This window comes from Marinomonas spartinae (genome assembly GCF_016461715.1).
Classification (GTDB): Bacteria; Pseudomonadota; Gammaproteobacteria; order Pseudomonadales; family Marinomonadaceae; genus Marinomonas; species Marinomonas spartinae_A.
In genome coordinates this window covers 1-19,425 of record NZ_JAEMUI010000002.1, presented here as the reverse complement: position 1 = coordinate 19,425, position 19,425 = coordinate 1, and the positions used below count along the sequence as shown (strand labels likewise).

14 protein-coding genes are annotated in these 19,425 nt (G+C 45.0%); 8 read left to right on the top strand and 6 right to left on the bottom strand.

All coding sequences use genetic code 11. The annotated features are described in order from the left end of the window. Positions 1 to 34: 34 nt before the first annotated feature. Entirely contained in the window at positions 35 to 2,275 is a 2,241-nt protein-coding gene (locus JHD45_RS01930) for an EAL domain-containing protein (RefSeq protein ID WP_199474522.1), read from the bottom strand. A 440-nt stretch (positions 2,276 to 2,715) separates the two neighbouring features. Between JHD45_RS01930 and dbpA the strand changes: the two genes are divergently transcribed. The 8 genes from dbpA (at position 2,716) to JHD45_RS01890 (ending at position 12,823) form a co-directional block, all read left to right on the top strand. After that, on the top strand, positions 2,716 to 4,098 hold the full coding sequence (gene dbpA / locus JHD45_RS01925) for an ATP-dependent RNA helicase DbpA (RefSeq protein WP_199474521.1): 1,383 nt from the start codon (positions 2,716 to 2,718) through the stop codon (positions 4,096 to 4,098). A gap of 45 nt (positions 4,099 to 4,143) precedes the next feature. Beyond that, positions 4,144 to 4,503, top strand: a complete 360-nt coding sequence (locus JHD45_RS01920) for a hypothetical protein (RefSeq protein WP_199474520.1) — start codon at positions 4,144 to 4,146, stop codon at positions 4,501 to 4,503. Positions 4,504 to 4,782: 279 nt separating this feature from the next. Continuing rightward, positions 4,783 to 6,072 (top strand): glycerate kinase type-2 family protein, encoded by a 1,290-nt coding sequence (locus JHD45_RS01915; protein ID WP_199474519.1) that lies wholly within the window; start codon positions 4,783 to 4,785, stop codon positions 6,070 to 6,072. 166 nt (positions 6,073 to 6,238) lie between these two features. Further along, positions 6,239 to 7,684, top strand: a complete 1,446-nt coding sequence (gene xdhA / locus JHD45_RS01910; RefSeq protein WP_199474518.1) for a xanthine dehydrogenase small subunit — start codon at positions 6,239 to 6,241, stop codon at positions 7,682 to 7,684. Continuing rightward, the gene (gene xdhB / locus JHD45_RS01905) at positions 7,677 to 10,043 is read left to right on the top strand and encodes a xanthine dehydrogenase molybdopterin binding subunit (protein ID WP_199474517.1); all 2,367 of its coding nucleotides are present in this window, start codon (positions 7,677 to 7,679) and stop codon (positions 10,041 to 10,043) included. The genes xdhA and xdhB overlap by 8 nt, the downstream gene beginning before the upstream one ends. A gap of 10 nt (positions 10,044 to 10,053) precedes the next feature. Then, a complete protein-coding gene (gene guaD, locus JHD45_RS01900; protein ID WP_199474516.1) occupies positions 10,054 to 11,355 on the top strand; it encodes a guanine deaminase in 1,302 nt (433 codons plus the stop codon). Positions 11,356 to 11,463: 108 nt separating this feature from the next. Next, positions 11,464 to 11,991 (top strand): menaquinone-dependent protoporphyrinogen IX dehydrogenase, encoded by a 528-nt coding sequence (hemG, locus tag JHD45_RS01895; protein ID WP_199474515.1) that lies wholly within the window; start codon positions 11,464 to 11,466, stop codon positions 11,989 to 11,991. A gap of 295 nt (positions 11,992 to 12,286) precedes the next feature. Continuing rightward, positions 12,287 to 12,823: an NADPH-dependent FMN reductase gene (locus JHD45_RS01890; protein WP_199474514.1), complete on the top strand. Its 537-nt coding sequence runs from the start codon at positions 12,287 to 12,289 to the stop codon at positions 12,821 to 12,823. 77 nt (positions 12,824 to 12,900) lie between these two features. Here JHD45_RS01890 and JHD45_RS01885 read toward each other — a convergent pair whose 3' ends face one another. From JHD45_RS01885 to JHD45_RS01865, 5 genes are all read right to left on the bottom strand, one after another. Beyond that, a complete protein-coding gene (locus JHD45_RS01885) occupies positions 12,901 to 13,404 on the bottom strand; it encodes a hypothetical protein (protein WP_199474513.1) in 504 nt (167 codons plus the stop codon). 105 nt (positions 13,405 to 13,509) lie between these two features. Beyond that, complete coding sequence (locus JHD45_RS01880; RefSeq protein WP_233407519.1) at positions 13,510 to 14,313, bottom strand: hypothetical protein; 804 nt, start codon at positions 14,311 to 14,313, stop codon at positions 13,510 to 13,512. A 15-nt stretch (positions 14,314 to 14,328) separates the two neighbouring features. Beyond that, on the bottom strand, positions 14,329 to 16,449 hold the full coding sequence (locus tag JHD45_RS01875) for an HlyD family efflux transporter periplasmic adaptor subunit (RefSeq protein ID WP_199474511.1): 2,121 nt from the start codon (positions 16,447 to 16,449) through the stop codon (positions 14,329 to 14,331). Beyond that, complete coding sequence (locus JHD45_RS01870; protein WP_199474510.1) at positions 16,450 to 17,787, bottom strand: efflux RND transporter periplasmic adaptor subunit; 1,338 nt, start codon at positions 17,785 to 17,787, stop codon at positions 16,450 to 16,452. A 7-nt stretch (positions 17,788 to 17,794) separates the two neighbouring features. Then, positions 17,795 to 19,425 (bottom strand): putative Ig domain-containing protein (locus tag JHD45_RS01865; protein WP_199474509.1); only part of this gene is annotated, 1,631 nt, incomplete at its 5' end.

Genomic DNA, 19,425 nt, shown 5'->3' with positions numbered 1-19,425 from the left:
CCTAACATCTTGTCTACATAGGGATGACAACGACTCAATGGTCGCTATCACCCTGATGTTGATTCAAAGCCATAATGATCGGATCACTTGCCATGGAGTTGGCCCCCAACGCTTTACTGAATAGGTAACCTTGCCCGATATCACAGCCATATTCGCGCAATAAGTCCAATTGTGCTTGATTTGTTATCCCCTCGGCGATGACTTGTAAATTCAAATCATGGCTCAAACGAATAATTGCCCTTGTCAAAGCCGCATGACTATGATCTTCAATCATGTCTCTGATAAAGACTTGATCAATTTTAACGCAATCAAATGGCAGGTCTTTTAGGTAGCTCAAACTTGAGTACCCTGTGCCAAAATCATCAATCGACAACTTGATACCCAAGCGGCTTAACTGCCTCAATAATTCAGCACAGCCTTTAGCATCTTCAATTAAAATCGATTCTGTGACTTCAAGCTCTAGGGAGCATGGTGAGACATTGTATTTATCTAACAGTCCCAAAAGATTCGTTAAAAACTCAGGACGTTTTAACTGAACGGCTGAAACATTGACCGCGATAGGTGGAACCTGAAGACCTTCTTGTTGCCACTGCACAATATGACGGCAGGCTTGTTCAAATGCCCAATCCCCCAAAGCAAGAATGACCCCCGTTTGCTCCGCTACTGGAATAAACTCAGCAGGCGATACCACCCCTAACTCTTCATCATTCCAACGCATTAATGCTTCCATGCCAACACAACGCTCAGTTTTAAGGTCTACCTTAGGTTGAAAGTGCAACTCTAAAAATTCATGTCGTAAAGCACGTCTTAATCGATTTTCAATGCGCACATTGCGGGCAAACTGAGCTCCCATCTGTTTATCATAAAAACGAAATGAAGAACGACCTGCCAGCTTAGCTTGGTACATGGCCATATCCGCCTTCTTCACCAAAGTTTCCGAGTCTTGCCCATCTTCTGGATAAAACGCTACCCCAATGGAACAACCAATATTTAAGTTACGATTATCAATGAAGTAGCTCTGACTAAGCTGAAGAATCATTTCTTTCAACATGCTATCGACAGAAAAGTCATCTTGCTCCTCCTTGAATTTAATCAGCACCAAAAACTCATCGCCACCTAGACGTCCTACCAAGGCATTATCAGGCAAAACAGAGGTCAAACGTTGTGACACTTTAAGTAAGAGTTTATCCCCTGTCTCGTGCCCAAATGCATCATTAATGGTTTTAAAATGATCCAGATCCAGAAACAACGCGGCCAATTTAGACGAGCTCTCTTTACACTCGGCCAGTAAATGGTCGAATTGCTTTTGCACATGATAACGACTCGATAACCCTGTCAATTCATCCGTCTCAATGCGATAACTAATGGAACGCAAGCTTTTTTTGTAGGCAAAATAAAACATGCGAATATAAGACCCCATCAAAAAAGCCAATAACAAAGAAACCAATAAAGGCAAAAATACCCGAAACCAATTAATGGCATGATTAAGCCTGTATGGGCAGGTATCGATCTGCCATTGACGACCACCATAGGAAAAAGCGTAGCGATTGAATCGATCTTTCTGCCAGAGCGAAGAATCGTTTCCACTCTCACTATCATAGACAAGGATACCCGGCGCCCTTTTGTCCGTCGTATCAGTAATGCGAAAAGCTAACCCATTCGAGCCTGCGCCCAGCCCTCCCAAAAAGGACTTAATCTTCACATGCAACCCCACAACCCCATAGAATCCATTCTCATCAGTGAAGTTATCCCCTCTCAAATCGATCGGCAGATAAATGGAATGGTGTATCAACAGGGCATTCGGCGATAATATTTGTTCATTTGGGCCTTTATTAAAACCAATATAGGTAGGCTTGGACAGCAACAAACTGTGATTATTACGGGCCAATATATTCTGCTCGCGGTCCGTAAAATAAGGCGAAAAAAGATCATACCCAAGAGGAAAATCGTTTGGCGAAGTGTAAGTCAGAGGCAAGTATTCAGGGCGATTGCCTGGTGGAGTAATGGCAAAATAAGGATCCTTCATGAACTTTCTTTGTTGTTGTTCATACTGCTGCTTATTATTTTGTCCAACGTATTTAGAGAAAAAATATACCGTTTTCGGGCTATGGAACTCACTGCGCAAGCTGGCCGTCATACGGTCAAACTGTTCAGGGCTCATAGGCTCATTCAAGGACTGGATAAACGACACCATGGCAGATACTTGTATGCCTTTTTTTTCCAAAGCAGTATAGATTTTTTGGACAAATACCTGACCTGCCTTAAATTGACTCACTTTAGATTGTTCTAATTCATAAAAGTAGTTTGTACAGGACACCACCAGACCGCACAAAACAATTAAGCAGGATATTACCCAATATGAACTCTTTAAATGACGTTTTGAATCGAACATTCTTCACCGTTTTGAGCATCGCAAGCTAATATTAAGTTCAAATAACCTCCTCCTATACAACTAAGTCATTGGAATAAACAGACTCGGCAAGATCTGAATAGCAAGCTTTTATCTACATGCCCAAACAGTACATTCCCCACCGTTCCCAACACACATGACGTTTCATATTAATAGGCTGCAATTTAAAAACTTATAGACACAATTCCTTAGTACTTTACATAAAAGAGCATATTGAGACACGTAATTATTTGCAAAAGCCAGCAATTTAAAACAATTTCTGCTATTGTTCGCAGATTCATTATTCTGATGTAGACAGGCCTTTTGTGACCCAATTTTCTCATTCTTCCAACCTATCCCTTCCTAGTCCATTAACCGCCCTGCTTTCTGACATGGGGTTTACCGCGTTCACGCCGATTCAAGAACAAAGTTTGCCTCCTATGATTGATGGCAAAGACATTCTAGCGCAAGCTCAAACAGGTAGTGGTAAAACATTAGCTTTCGCGATTGGCCTGTTATTGAAAATCAATCCTCGCTTCTTTGGCGTTCAAGCCCTAGTTATGTGCCCAACACGTGAGCTGGCTGATCAGGTTTCCAAAGAAATTCGCAAAGTCGCACGTTATTTAGACAACATCAAAGTATTGAGCCTTTGTGGCGGCATGCCATTTGGACCACAAATTGGTTCATTAGAGCATGGCGCACACATTGTTGTCGGTACGCCCGGACGCTTACTAGAACACCTTCGAAAAGGCACCCTAAAGCTCAATGCGCTCAACACTTTAGTGTTAGATGAAGCTGATCGCATGTTGGATATGGGCTTTGTCGACAGCATCCGTGAAGTGGTCGAACTGACACCAACTAATCGCCAAACGCTTCTCTTCTCCGCCACTTACGGTGACACCATTACGGAATTAAGTCATGAATTTCAGAAGAACCCGGTCTCCATCAAAATTGAAGAGCAAGAAAATCTAAAGCCAAATATCGAGCAGTTCTTCGTGCGCAGTGAAAATGCGGATAAATGCGAGACCCTACTAGCGACACTACAACATTTTGCCCCGCGCCAAGTAATTGTCTTTTGTAATACCAAGGCGGAATCTCAAGCGGTCGCAGATTGGTTGGATGACCATAAAGTCGCATCACAGGCCATTCATGGAGACCTGGAACAAAAGCAACGTGACCAGGTTCTCGTCAAATTCAGTAACCAAAGCAGCTGTGTATTAGTCGCAACCGATGTGGCCGCGCGCGGTATTGATGTGAAAGAAATCGACCTTATAGTGAACTACGACACCACTCGTGACATTGATGTGCACACCCACCGTATTGGCCGTACGGGTCGTGCTGGGGCATCCGGTATAGCCGTTAACCTTGTGACCAATAAAGAAGATTACAAAGTGAAAGATATCGAGGAGCGTTTTGGGATCACGGCAAATTTCTTAAACCTAGACGCAGCGGATCCGAGTTATCGTCTTGTTCCTGAAAAAGCCACCATTGCTTTTGATGCTGGTCGTAAGAATAAACTTCGCCCTGGTGACATTCTTGGCGCATTAACGGCGGGTCTTGGTTTAGATAAATCCCAGGTAGGCAAGATCGATATTTTTGATTTTCACGCCTATGTTTCTGTGGATGGTCGTGAAGCCAAACGTGTTGTGAAAGAATTGGCAAATAAGAAAATCAAAGGTCGTAATATTCGTGCGCGCATTCTTCGCTAATTTTACTGATTAACGTGGCAAGAACCCTCTCTTAGGAAAGGCATCGTGGAAACTCGCAACCAGCCTATTTGGCAATCAACTAAAGTACAATGGATAGGCTTTCTTCTAGGCTGGGTAATGATTAGCATTGCCACACTCACGCCCATGGATGAACTCCCGCCAGTGCCCGGTACGGATAAACTTCATCATATTCTGGGGTTTGCGGGATGGTCATTTCTCTGCGTGTTTGGCTCTCGAAAACGCTTTTTCTGGATGGCTTTGTTTATCTTCTTCTGGGGCGGTGCCATTGAGATGATTCAGCCCTATGTTAACCGCCATCGTGAATTTGCCGACTTTGTTGCCGATGGTGTTGGCGTTCTATGCGTTTTACTCCCTGCTATTCTAATTACTCGACAACGCTCTTAACCCCTTAAAGTGGATTCACAAAAGGTAGTGAGCAAAGATAAGACAAGGCAAAAATCACCGAAAAAGCGGAGTTTATGCCTATAAATGAGCATTTTTAGGCGTTTTTAACACAGAAAGATCAAGCTCAGTAGTTTGGCGACACCCTATCAAAACCATTGGTATAGAACCTGCATACAAAAAAACAACCTTCTGATGGTGGCTTTTTATTGCTAGGCTTTTGCAATTGCCTATGTACAACACATCAGATAGATCAATTTTATTGCAAGAAGGGATTACACTATGACGCTATCGGACACCTTCTCATCGAAAGAATTCTTAACCTCGCTTTTCCAAGCGGCCCTAGACGTTGCCCAGCCCAATAAATGCATTCCTCGTTATCTCCCAGAAAGAACCGCAGGTCGAACCATCGTTATTGGCGCTGGCAAAGCATCTGCTGCGATGGCACAAGCCTTAGAGGACACATGGCTAGACAAATATCCAGGGGATGCATTATCGGGCGTTGTTGTCACGCGTTATGGTTATGCCGTTCCTTGCCAGCAAATTGACATTTTAGAGGCTGCACACCCTGTTCCCGATGTCGCGGGGTTGGCTGCATCGAAGCGTATTCTAGAAACGGTTTCGGATTTAACTGCTGAAGATCAGGTCATTGTCTTGATCTCTGGTGGTGGCTCTGCGTTGATGCCCCTCCCGGCCGAAGGCATTAGTCTTGAAGAAAAACAAGCCATCAATCAAGCCCTGCTAAAAAGCGGTGCTAATATTATCGAAATGAACACGGTTCGCCGCCACCTTTCGGCTTTAAAAGGTGGACGGCTAGCCGCTGCCTGTTACCCAGCTAAAGTCACCACCTTATTAATCTCTGATGTGCCAGGAGACGACCTACCGTCCATTGCATCCGGCCCGACAGTAGGCGATGTGACTACCTGCCATGATGCCCTGAATATTATCGAGAAATATCAAATTCCTGTTTCTCAAACCATTCTAGATAACCTATCGAATGGCGCTTACGAAAGCATAAAACCAGACGATAAACGCCTCACGAGCTGCACGACAACCATGATTGCCACGCCTCAAATGGCCTTAGAAGCCGCCGCCCACCACGCACAAGAATGGGGCATTCCAAGTCTTATTTTAGGAGACAGCATTGAAGGAGAGTCTCGCGAAGTGGGTCTGGTGATGGCAGGCATTGCACGACAAGTCGCCACCTTTGACCAGCCTATTAAGCCACCGTGCGTGCTACTCTCTGGTGGTGAAACGACGGTGACAATGAAAGGCAATGGTATTGGTGGGCGCAATGTGGAATACCTTTTATCACTCGCCATTAGCTTGCAAAGCCGATCGGGGATTGCCGCACTTGCTGCCGACACAGACGGTGTGGATGGTGCTGCCGACATCGCGGGCGCCATCATCGATGACACCACACTAGAACGAGCCTTTCAGGCGCAACTCGATCCCGTCGCTTACTTAAAAAACAATGATGCTCATAGTTTTTTTCAAGCCCTTAATGATTCATTAATAACAGGCCCGACACTGACCAATGTGAATGATTTTCGCGCTATTTTTATTCGCTGAAACACGATTAGTGAGTGCCCTACTCTCTGTCCCAAAAACCTGCCCCAAAATAGTGTCAAACCTTTTCATTTTGGGGCAAAAACATGATGAGCAACAAAGGTTTGACAAACATTAACCTATCGGTCAAAGTTTACCCGATATGGCCACCATTTTCAGGAGAAACGCCGTGATCCAATTTTTATTAAATCAAGAGCTTCGCCAAGAAGACAATCTGGATCCAAACACCACGGTGTTGAATTATCTACGTAACACACTAGGAAAAACAGGCACCAAAGAAGGCTGTGCCTCTGGCGACTGCGGCGCATGCAGTGTTGTCTTAGCCGAGGTTATTAATGGCAAACTACGCTATCGAAGTGTGAATTCCTGCCTAACCTTTGTCTCTGCTCTACATGGTAAACAGCTCATCACCGTTGAAGACTTAAAGCATCAGCAGACACTTCACAGCACACAACAAGCCATGGCGGACTGTCATGGCTCTCAGTGTGGTTTTTGTACCCCCGGCTTTGTCATGTCTCTGTTTGCCCTGCAGAAAAACGCCGACAGTTACGATGTAGCCCAAACCAGTGAAGCCTTAGCGGGTAATTTATGCCGTTGCACGGGCTACCGCCCTATTTATGACGCCGCCCAGCAAAGCTGCTCAAACAAGCCGTCAGACCACTTTGATGCCGTTGAAGCGCAAACCATTGCAAGACTGCAAGCCATTGCCCCCCAAAGTGGCGATCAATTCGCAGGCAAAGGACATCAAGCCTATTTACCAACGAGCACCGCCGAACTTGCCGATCTTTATCTCAACCATCCTGATGCACACCTTCTGGCTGGCGGTACCGACCTTGCCCTTGAAGTCACTCAGTTTCACCGTGAACTCGGCACTCTTATCTATCTAGGCAATGTGTCTGACATGCAGCAAATTGTCGAAACAGACAGCCATATTGAAATTGGCTCAGCGGCCCCATTAACTGACTGCTACCAAGTCTTAGCAAAACATTATCCAGATTTTGGCGAACTGCTACATCGCTTTGCCTCATTACAAATTCGTAATCAAGGCACCCTTGGCGGCAATATCGCCAATGCCTCACCCATTGGTGATTCGCCGCCATTATTAATTGCCTTGGATGCGCACATCCAGCTAAGGCAAGGGAATAAAACTCGCCGGATTCCTCTGGAAAGTTACTTTTTGGATTACAAAAAGACGGTTCGCCAATCGAGTGAATTTATCGAGAAAATCATCATTCCTAAACCAAACGCTGTGGTATTTAAAGCCTATAAGGTCTCTAAACGCATTGATGATGATATTTCCGCCGTTTGCGCGGCTATCAATATTCAGGTGGCAGACGGAAAAGTGGTGGATGCTCGTTTAGCCTTCGGTGGCATGGCACCGACGCCAAAGCGCGCCTCCCATTGCGAACAAGCCCTAGTTGGTCAAACATGGACACAAGAGACGATTGAGCAAGCTTGCAGCGCCCTCGCAAAAGATTTCACCCCACTGACGGATTTTCGTGCCAGCAAAGCATATCGCCAGCTGGTCGCACAAAACCTGCTGCGCAAATACTTTGTTGAAACCACCACGGCGTCCCAAGATTACCTGACAACGCGAGTAACGGCCCATGTCTAATCATTCAGCCCCTCAACTTAGCCAAGCCGAATTGGAAGCCTTGTTTAAGGCCAATCTTAAAACGGGTGTTGGTAAAGGCATTAAACACGAAAGTGGCGACAAACACGTTAGTGGCGAAGCCCAATACATAGACGACAAATTAGAGTTTCCCAATCAACTTCATGTGTATGTTCGCACCAGCGATTACGCCCACGCCAAAGTGACCAATATCGACATCTCAGAATGCCTTACCATGCCAGGCGTGGTGCAAGTCGTCAGCGCAAAAGATGTTCCTGGTGAATTGGACGTTGGTCCGATATTAAAAGGCGACCCTCTGCTGGTAGAGGAACTTGTGGAATACTACGGTCAGCCCATTGTCGCCGTTGCCGCGACCAGCCACGAAGCCGCTCTAAAAGCCGCGAAAACCATTAAGATTGATTATGAGCCTCTAACCCCCATTTTGGATGTGAAAGAGGCGCTGGAAAAAGAGCACTTTGTCCAAGAAAGCCATCAGCTTAAACGAGGTGATAGTGTTAGTGCCCTAGAAAAAGCCAAGTATCGCTTTCAAGGCGAACTGCACATCGGCGGCCAGGAGCACTTTTATTTAGAAACTCAAGTGGCGTCCGTTATGCCAACTGAAGACGGTGGCATGATTGTGTATTCCAGCACACAAAACCCAACCGAAGTGCAAAAACTGGTGGCGAGCGTATTGGGCATATCCATGAATAAGGTGCTGGTGGACATGCGCCGTATGGGCGGCGGGTTTGGCGGCAAAGAGACCCAAGCCGCGCCGATTGCTTGTTTGTGTGCCTTGGTGGCTCATCTCACTGGACGCCCAACCAAAATGCGCCTGCCACGTATGGAAGATATGACCATCACAGGCAAACGCCACCCTTTCTATGCGCGCTACGATGTGGGTTATGACGATGCTGGCCGTATTTTGGCGCTTGATATGGACCTTGCAGGGAACTGTGGTTATTCCCCCGACTTATCTGGTTCCATTGTCGACCGCGCCATGTTCCACGCGGATAACGCCTATTTTATTGAGCATGCAACGATTACTGGGTATCGCTGTAAAACCAACACCGCATCCAATACGGCTTACCGTGGTTTTGGTGGCCCACAGGGCATGGTACCAACGGAAGACATTATGGACGCCATTGCCCGCAGGCTAGGTAAAGATCCTTTAGATGTGCGTCGATTAAATTATTACGGTAAAGAAGACCGAAACATCACGCCTTATCACCAAATCGTCGAGCACAATATTCTGCCGGAAATTACCGACGAGCTGTTGGCCAGCAGCGATTACTACGAACGTCGCGAAGCCATTAAAGCCTTTAATGCAACCAGCCCTATTTTGAAAAAAGGCTTGGCATTAACGCCAGTGAAATTCGGCATTTCCTTTACTAACTCCTTCCTCAACCAAGCGGGAGCGCTGATCCATATTTATACGGACGGTACCATTCATCTAAACCATGGTGGAACCGAAATGGGCCAAGGTTTGAACACCAAGGTGCAGCAAATCGTTGCCGAAGTGTTTCAAGTTGAAACGGATAAAATCCAAATCACCGCAACCAATACGGAAAAAGTTCCTAACACCTCACCTACAGCCGCCTCGTCTGGTACCGATCTAAACGGTAAAGCGGCACAAAATGCGGCACTAACCATTAAGCAACGCTTGATTGATTTTTTAGCGGGTTACTACCGAGTCCATCCTGAGGAAATCGAGTTCCGTAACGGACAAGTCAGAGTGCGTGAAACCTACTTGTCGTTCGAAAGCTTAATAGAAATGGCTTACGTCAATCAGATTTCCTTATCGAGCACAGGTTATTACAAAACACCGAAGATCTATTATGACCGGGATAAGGCCCGTGGTCGCCCCTTCTACTACTTTGCTTATGGTTTAGCCTGCTGCGAAGTCTTAGTAGACAGTTTCACTGGCGAATATCACTTTACTCGTACCGACATTCTTCACGATGTGGGTGCCACATTAAATCCTGCCATTGATATTGGTCAGATTGAAGGTGGCTTTATTCAAGGTATGGGCTGGCTCACCAGTGAAGAGTTAGTTTGGAATGAGCAAGGTCGTCTTATGACAAGTGGCCCAGCGAGCTATAAAATCCCCGCCATCGCCGATATGCCAAATGATTTACGAGTCTCTCTGGTGGAAAGTCACAAAAACCCAGAAGACACGGTGTACCATTCTAAAGCCGTGGGCGAGCCACCCTTTATGCTCGGCATTGCCGCGTGGTGCGCCATCAAGGATGCCGTAGCATCAATTGGCAACTATCAATTTCACCCTAATATTGACGCCCCTGCGACGCCAGAAAGAGTACTAATGGGCATTGAAGCCATTCGCAAACAAATGAAAAACGCCTAAGAGAGAACCCATGAGCCAACTAAAAGCATGGCGCGCTGCCATCGTACACTGTATTGCTGATCCAAAAGAAGTAGGCATTGAAAACGCCTACGAATACTTTGCCGACGGTTTATTAGTAGTCGATGGCGATACCATCCGCGCCGTTGGTGATGCAGACACACTATTACCCACTCTGCCACACGATATATTGATTGAACATCACCCCGATGGTTTGATCACCCCTGGATTCATCGATACCCATATTCATTATCCGCAAACGGATATGATAGGCTCTTATGGCGAGCAATTGCTCACTTGGCTAAACACTTACACCTTCCCTGAAGAAGGTAAGTTTGCAGATAAAACCCATGCTCGTGACGTTGCAGAACGCTTCCTAAAAGAATTACTGCGCAACGGAACAACGACTGCGTTAGTCTTTGGTACAGTGCATAAAGTGTCTGTAGAAGCCTTTTTTGAAGCTTGTGAAGAACAAAACTTACGCATGATTTGCGGCAAGGTGATGATGGATCGCAATGCACCAGATTACCTGACTGACTCGCCTGAAAGCAGCTATCAAGAAAGCAAAGAACTGATAGACACTTGGCATAATAAAGGCCGATTACACTACGCAATTACGCCTCGCTTTGCGCCAACCAGCTCAGATGAACAACTACAACTGGCGGGTAAATTACTAGGGGAATACGATGATGTCTACATGCACACTCACCTCTCTGAAAACGTGGACGAATGTGCTTGGGTTCACGAGTTATTCCCAAACAGCAAAAACTACTTAGATGTCTACGACCAAAACCAGCTGTTAAGCGAGCGCTCTGTGTTTGCCCATGGTATCCACTTGTGTGACAGCGAATACCATCGCCTACACGAGACTGGCTCGGCAATTGCTTTCTGCCCAACCTCCAACCTATTTATTGGTAGTGGCTTGTTCAAATTGAGCAAAGCAGAGGAGTATAAGGTCAATGTGGGCATGGGCACCGATGTAGGGGGAGGAACCAGCTTCTCCATTCTGCAAACCCTGAATGAAGCCTATAAGGTGGTTCAACTGCAGAATGAAAACCTCAACCCCATTAAATCGCTTTATCTTGCGACTCTTGGTGGTGCCAAAGCCCTTCGCCTAGAACATAAAATTGGTAACCTTGTTGCTGGTAGCGAAGCCGACTTTGTGATTCTGGATAAGAAAGCCACGCCATTATTAACATCACGCCTTGCCCTTGCCCAATCCATTGAAGAAAGTTTATTTGTCTTTATGACCCTTGGTGATGATAGAGCGATTCAAGCAACCTATTCCGCAGGGCAATGTGTCCACCAGCGCTAGGGGTTTAGCAAAGAAAAACCGCTCTCTTGAAGTGGTTTTTCTTTATTCTTTTCATACTTATATATGAAGAGAATGGAACATTTTGCCATTGTTGTGGTCTCAATCATCATGAAAAATACTCTTATTCTTTATTCCAGTGTCGATGGTCATACACTTAAGATTTGCGACACCATTGCTCGTAATCTAGAACAACAAGGCCATCACACACACTTGATTGCTATCGAGCAAGCAACAACCGAATTGCTCACCCGATACGGGAAAATCGTCATTGGTGCTAGTATTCGTTATGGCAAACATCGCAAGAATCTTATTGAATTTATCCGTTCGAACAAAGCCATCTTAGACGATAAAACCTGCTGTTTTTTTAGCGTCAATCTCGTGGCCCGCAAAGCCGATAAGAACACACCTGAAACTAACCCCTATTTGCAGAAATTACTGCAAGAATTAGACTGGAAGCCTAGCTTATTAAGCGTTTTTGCCGGGAAGGTGGATTACCAAAAGTACGCTTTTTTTGATCGAATCATGATCCAACTGATTATGTGGATGACAAAAGGCCCAACCGATCTAACATCGGTGATTGATTATACCGATTGGCAATTGGTTGAAACCTTTAGTCAGCAAATTGCGGAACACTAAAAGACAGAAGAGAAGTCTGCTAGAATAATAAAAAATTCATTTAAGGAAGCCACTATGAACTTAGCTGTGATGGCATTGGGTGCCTTTGCCATTCTATTTTTCTGTTTTGCATTAATCATTGCTATATTTTTGTTCAAAAAGCACAGAGAAAAGAAATAGCAGACAAAATTTCCATACTTCTTTCCCTTTCCTCATGACTTTTCCTTCATGCCTCAAGGTATGGTAGTTATACACAAGTATGAAGATACTTGGGCACTACCATTACCTTCCTTAGCTAAAACCTTGTAGGAAAAACATGAAATTACTATTACTATCTGGGAGTTTTCATTCCCAAAGCAAAAGCCTAGCGATACTCAAATCTGTTGAAAATTTACTGTCTGGTCACACAACCGAAACGCCCAAACTCGATACCTTGCCTTTCTTTAATGAAGATCTAAACAAAAACAAACCAGCAAGTATCGTGGGGTTAATGGACAGCATTGAACACGCCGATGGTATTGTCATTTGTACACCAGAGTATAATCACAGTATTCCTGCAGTATTGAAGAATGCCTTGGATTGGGCTTCTCGTCCCGCGTTTAATTCATGCTTAAAAGACAAGCCCGTCACCATCATTACGCAGGCTGATAGCCCTGTAGGCGGCGCTCGCGCTCAGGCTCACGTAAAATTAATTATGGATGCGATTTTATCGGACATTCACGTGTCCCATGAGATGATGATTACGCCTATCAGCAAGGTTATTACCAATGGCGTGATAAGTGACGAGAAAACACTTTCTCGATTAGAAAGGCACGTAACGGATTTTTTACGTTTTATTGAAAAGCGCCGCTAAGTTATTTTGAAACACAGCAAAGACGCTTTGCTTTCCAAGCGTCTTTTCTTAACAAAGCCTTCTTTTCACAAAGAGATTTAAGGATATAGTCTGACAATTCCGGTTTTGCCTTCCATATCCCCAACAATCCAAACTTTCTCAAACGCATGGGGTTCCGGGATCGTAATAAGGTGCTCAAGTGCTTTAATCTCATTTTTACTCCATGCTGGATGCGCGTTACGAATCACCAGCCACACTCTTTTTGAGTCATAACGCTTACCGGATTTGTTTTCTAATATACGGTTTAATGCTTTTAATAATCGAGAATTGACCTCATCGTGAGCTAGATCTCTGATAGCCTGCCGAGTTTTATCAGTGAGTTCCCGTCCAAGAATCGCCATCGCTTCTTCTTCCGAGCCATATAAATGGGCAATTTCAAGATCCAAACGCTCACCTTCCAGCATGCAGGAAACATCTGGTCGAATTGGTTCATTGTGCCAAATATGACGAATAGGCTTACCGGTATTTTTCTCATACCAGCGCATGAAAATCTTCGCTGCTTGATGCTCGAGCTCGATTTTCTCTTCTTCACTTTGATGCATAAGTCTTCCTACCAACGCTCCCACTGGCCTCACTATAACATCAACTTATCACAAGAATGCTAACCCATCACATGCGTTTTATTGGGGAGCTTAGTCCTAAAAGAGCTAACTAACACGCTTAGGCAAAGACAAATACGCCATCACAGCGTCATCTCGAAAGGACATATCAAGATACCTTTGCTGCTGGCGATACGCTCGGCAAAAATCCAATGATAGACCTTCTCCATGGATAAACGCGTTATTTTTTATTGAGTCCAAGCTGTTTTTCCATTTGTTACTAAACACCGTTGGCAGGGCAGGTAGTCCCGTCAAAATACGCTCAGAAAGAAGAAACTGGCTATCCATTGTCAGAGAGAGCATGTCATCATTCGCCTCTCCCATCCAGCAGCCCCCCTTTGCATCGACATACATCAGTGGCAAAAATGGCGCTAAGGCTGGACAAATATCATTACGATAGACCTCAACCCCCCAATAAGATCCTGCGATCTTAATAAACTGCTCAAAGCTGGCAATACTAGAGAAACGAGACTGGGCTAATGGAAGGATTTCCACCCTAGGTTTATTCGGATTAACGGTATCGTTCGAGACATCAATATACCAATCACCTAACACCATCGCATTCTGAAAATATTCATCACGAAGGGAGCCCCAAACTTTCTTCAATGTTGCGCCTTTTGCTAACGCCTTGCGCATTAACACCAGCCCAGGTTCAGTCGCCTTCGGTAATGCTTCCTGCAAAAGAGCAAACACTTCATCACGGATTTCTTTACAACGCCCTAAAGGATAAGCTTTATCTAAGAACATCGGATAACGAGGTACTAATTCTAAATCCACCTGCAAACGTAAATAAGCCAAATCTCTCGCAATGATATCGACCTGTTTTTCATCCCATTGAATGGAGTCACTCATCTTTTTTACCATCCGCTAAAAACCTGACTCTCTTATAAAAATTCCATAAATATAGCGCAACCCATTCACTAAGAAACTGGTTGGCTCAACAGATAAATCCACTCGACCATATTGTTGTCGAGTTATGGGTGACTTACCTTTGAAGGATAAAATAACTTCATAAATGGAGGTATCTGGAATGATTTGGTCCTGCATTTTCTGCGCCGCAATAGGACCACCGTAAACCGAGGATAGACCTGGATAATTAAGATGCGTAATGGCAGTAGGAAGCACTTTTTCCACCACTAATTGAGTGGGTAACGGCGTGCCATCATTACCAATAAAACTCGCCTCACTGCCTATTTTCAAGCGACTCACTGAGCGACTATCAATATAGGCTTTCACGATACCACTTTGTGTATCGTACAAGGTCGCTAAGGGCATTTTTTCATTAACATAGTCGCCTTTTTTGAGCGATAGGGTTTCCCCAATGTCACCATTAAAAGGGGCCTGGATCACTAACCGTTCTCGGCGCTCTAATAGCGACTGTAGACGGGATTGTTCCCGAGATAGTTGTGTTTGTAAGGTTAATTGCTCATCACTGGATGAGGCACCTGAACTTGCGCGCTGCCATTGGGTTTGCAAAGCATCTAATTTAACTTGCGTTAAATGAATATCTTGCTCAACTTCGGCAGATTCTAACAAAATAAGCAATTGCCCTTGCTTCACTTTTTGATCAGGCGCTATCTGCCAGTTCACTACTTTCGCAGGCTCACTGGGGTAAAAGGTTTGATGGCGTTCAAAAGTAGCCACCGCTGGCGCACTTATCTGACCCTGCCAAGGTATCAACAAAGCCCCTACAATAAGTATACCGAAACCTAAGGTCACTATACTGGTTCTATTTATCGTCATGTCTTTTCTCAATTTGAACCAAACCCCTATTTCTTTGATAATGGGCAGCACCAAAAACCATAATATTTCCACTAAAAACAGCACAATCCCCAACAGTTTAAACGCGAAGTAATAAACGAGAACGGCAATACCAATAAAGAGGAAAAAACGATACACCCAAGTCGCCCAAGCATAGGAGACCATTAACAAACATTTCTTTCGATTTAAAGGCTCAGGTGGGGCAAAACCAAAACCAAATAAGTGCTCTCTCAAAAACCATTTACCCACCAAAAAAGAGCGAGGCTGTAGGTTTTCCATGCCCAAAAAATCTGACAAGGCATAGTAACCATCAAAACGCATAAAGGGGCTAGTATTGATTAGCAACGATGAAATCCAACTGGTCGTCGCCACAAAAAACAACACACTTCGAAAACCACTGTCGGGCACGATACCCCATAAAAAGGTCGCTACGCAGGCAATATAGATTTCTACCCGCACACCTGCAGTGACAATGCTTAAGCGCTGAAATCGAGAACGCAAGCGCCAAGCGTCTGTCGTATCTGTATATAAGATCGGTGTCATCAGCAAAAATGCCAGCCCCATGGAGCTAACACGACAACCATAGCGTTTAGCGACAAATGCATGACCTAATTCATGGGCCGTTTTGACCACGACCAAGGCTCCTAGATAGTAAATGATCGAGGAGACATCAAAGAAGTTTTGCAAAGTATGGGTATAGGTATCCCATTGGCGTAACACCATCACGAGACCCAATACACCTAATAGAAAAGCGATCCAATGCAAGCGCAGCCGAAATAGAAATTTTATTTTTGAAAAACACCGACTCAAAATCAAGTCCGGTCTTACTAAGGGAATCTTGATAAACAAATAGTTATGTAAAAGCCACATTAAAGCGTGTTGTTGACGCTTAACAACCTCTTGCTGAAGGCGTGCTAAATCGTTTTTAGTATGAGCCTCGATAAGATGGTTAATTTCTAAAAAGCGAATAAAAAAGTCCAGCTCATGCGGGTCAATATCAAGCCCGCGACCTTCCACTGACGCTAATAATTCTTCATCCGTCTTTGCGTGACGCCATTCCCGAAACAAATAAAAACCAGTCCGAGATAAGAAAAAAAACTTATTAGAAAGAGGGTCAAAAATTTGCCAACGAGGCTCACCATCTTCATCAGGAGACGCCGTCATTAAGCGTAAATTTTGACGTAGCAGTGGAAGCTCTCTAACCCCATGCGCTGTGTCGGCAAGCATCTACAAACCCAAACGTTGTCGGACAAAGGTGATGGGACGGCGTAACAAGTAGTAAGCCAACGATACCTGCTTACCGTACAACTTGGCAGTGCCCCGTAAACCAATTCTTGGGGGAAGATGATGATCCTCAATATTCGCTACGATTCGATACGCCACCACTTGATCAGGTGTTAAACTTGGCTCAAAAGACGAATAATCCACACTAAATGGGATCGGATTGAGTGGGTCTGTATCCAAATAAAAGGTTACTTTATTACCATGACTCAGTGAAATGGCATCTTTCACTGGCAACATAATATTTAATTGCACATGATTTGGGTCAGCAATGGATAAAATGCGCTCACCGACTACTACTGGATGACCTTTCCACTTATCTGGGTCATCTAACACCGCCACCCCTGCTTTATCTGCCAGAATATCCGTTTGCGTAAGTTTCGTTTTCAGATAATTACGCTCAATAGTTTTTAATTCAACTTGTGATTCCAATTGCGCCAGTTCAGACTTTTTCTTACGATCAACATAACCCGCTTGCTCAGCGGTTCTTAACTCCGCTTGAGCTCGCTCCAACTCCCGCTGAGCCACATCAAAGCGCCCCTTAAATTCCGTTTTATCCATCTCTACGACTAATTGCCCTTTGGTCACATGCTCCCCTGGTTTCACTAAAACCTGACTGACAGCGCCCGCCAAAGGAGAGGTAATTAAAAGAGGATCCTTAGCCGCAATTTCAGCAGGTGCTAATACGGTTAAACGAACAGGCACAAAACTCAAGACAACCAGTGCCATCAAGAGTATCCATTGCACACGTTTAGAAAAAAAGCGTCTCCTCCAATAACGCCAACCAGTACGAGAAACAAAAAATTGCAATGCATGGGCATAACTTGATGCTAAATGCTGCAGCAAACCTATTTCTTTCTCCGTCCATGGTTGAGATTTTGCCAACCACAGCACACCCACTCGCTGATTGGGTTTAGAGGGGATAAAAAGCGGCAACCAAAGCATACAGTTAGGTGAGAATTCACCTAGGTCATTTACTAACTCAGCAGGCCAAGACGCACTGTCTATCGTATGCGTATTGGCCGCTGATTCAAGACCGTCCTCCCGCTTAGCAATTTGTTCCAGCCAAGCACAAAACGGTGTGGTTCGATCCACCAATGACAGATCACTCAAAGCATTGACGGTAAGCCGTTCAATCTCGCTGCCTATTAAATAGGCCGCTTGTTCATAAGGGACGAGGGTTTTGGTCATATTGACCATCACAAAACTCAATTCCGTTAATGTTTCACAACGCCTAACCTGTTGCTCTATTTGCAACAGCTGCGCTACAACGTGATCTGACATAATCTATTTAAGACACCAATAATTTCATTAAGTCACGACCATAATCATCAAGTTGACCAGCCGCTTTATTTAACTGCTCATCCAATGACATAAAAGTCACCCCATTACCTGCTGCACTGGCTGGTGCTGGTGCAGGCTCTGTCGATTGCTGACCTTGCGGAGAAGTTGGCAATTTATCCAGATCTAGATCCACTTCAAGTACACGAGTATTACCATTTGCATCCACCGCATTAATTTTCAACGATATCTTTCCTTGCCCGGGTGGAGGCGTCATAGAGACTTCCCCCGTAACAGGATCGACTTGTACCCAACTTGGTAAAGTCGAGCCATCTGATAATGTGGCACTGTAGTTACTCGCCGAGCCTGAATCCGCTATAGCAATGGATACTCGGTCTGGCTGAGTGGACAAATTGGCAATGCTTAAACCTGTCGTATTAGCCGCTACACCAGATGCGGGTGTTACCTGAACCTGTCCATCCGCCCCCACATTCACCGCAACTCGGGATGTCGATATAACAGCCGCTGGCTGACCAGTACCAATAGCATTTGGCACGCTGTTACCCACATTTATATTACCATTGTCTATCGTGTTTATATTGGCATTAGGAATGTCTGGCGCTCCCGCAAAACCACTCACCCCTTGCTCTGATACAATCGTTCCTGTAGGTAACGGTGTGGTAGTCGCTGTTGGTGCATCAAGCTGAACCGTCGTATCCTGTGGTTCAGCTTGCGGCGTGGGAATAATTGTCGGCACAACAGGTACAATGACTGGCGCAGGGGAAATCGTTAGAGTAACGGGAACTTTTACTTCAGCGCCATGAGGGTCCGTTGCAATAATTTGTAATGTGTTTACGCCCTCAAAACCACCTACAGGGTTACCTGAAATGGTATGTGTTTCTGCGTTAAACACCATCCCTGTCGGCAAATTCTCAACACGCCAGACCAGCTTACTGGTTTCGCCGCTGTCCAAATCTCTAAATAAATTGGCGGGCAAGGTGACTGGAGAAAAAGCCTGACCGCTTATCGCAGTTAAAGAGCCAACCACACCAGAAGCAATAGGGGCATCATTCGAACCAACAATGTTAAATACAGCCTTGGTCGTTTGCGTCGCATTGCCATCGGTCACTTCAATGGTAAAGCTATCACTCACTGACTGCCCGGCAGTCAAGGCTTGTGTGTCACTATTACTATTAGACAATTCATAACTGACAGTGTCCGTTGCCAGTGTTAACGTTGCCGTACCATAGGTACCTATTTTTGAGTAACTCAAGCCCCCATTCGTGGTACTCCACCCATTACTAAGAAGATAAGCAGCATCGTAATGGACTGTCCCAACAGTATCAACATCTGCTTTAGTTAAGGTAATGGAAGCCTTACTTGTTCCTAGCGTCGCGTTACTGATACCTCCAGCTTCCACTAGAGTTGCTGTCGCGGTACTTGCGCTGACCGTTGGGGCGTTGTCATTCAGATCGTTCACATTGACGACAACCGCCTTACTCACACTTAAACTACCAGAGTTAAGGTTTCCAGCACCATTATCGGTCGCAATCACATTAAAACTGTAGCTGGACTTGGTTTCGAAGTCCGCTGACGCTTTGAGAGTCACCGCACCTGTCACCGCGTTGATATCTAATAAAT

Excerpts from the sequence above, each read along its gene's own strand:
- JHD45_RS01885 (WP_199474513.1), bottom strand. The coding sequence starts at position 13,404 with ATGCATCAAAGTGAAGAAGAGAAAATCGAGCTCGAGCATCAAGCAGCG.
- hemG (WP_199474515.1), top strand. The coding sequence starts at position 11,464 with ATGAAAAATACTCTTATTCTTTATTCCAGTGTCGATGGTCATACACTT.
- xdhB (WP_199474517.1), top strand. The coding sequence starts at position 7,677 with ATGTCTAATCATTCAGCCCCTCAACTTAGCCAAGCCGAATTGGAAGCC.
- JHD45_RS01875 (WP_199474511.1), bottom strand. The coding sequence starts at position 16,449 with ATGCTTGCCGACACAGCGCATGGGGTTAGAGAGCTTCCACTGCTACGT.
- guaD (WP_199474516.1), top strand. The coding sequence starts at position 10,054 with ATGAGCCAACTAAAAGCATGGCGCGCTGCCATCGTACACTGTATTGCT.
- JHD45_RS01915 (WP_199474519.1), top strand. The coding sequence starts at position 4,783 with ATGACGCTATCGGACACCTTCTCATCGAAAGAATTCTTAACCTCGCTT.
- JHD45_RS01870 (WP_199474510.1), bottom strand. The coding sequence starts at position 17,787 with ATGTCAGATCACGTTGTAGCGCAGCTGTTGCAAATAGAGCAACAGGTT.
- JHD45_RS01890 (WP_199474514.1), top strand. The coding sequence starts at position 12,287 with ATGAAATTACTATTACTATCTGGGAGTTTTCATTCCCAAAGCAAAAGC.
- JHD45_RS01880 (WP_233407519.1), bottom strand. The coding sequence starts at position 14,313 with ATGAGTGACTCCATTCAATGGGATGAAAAACAGGTCGATATCATTGCG.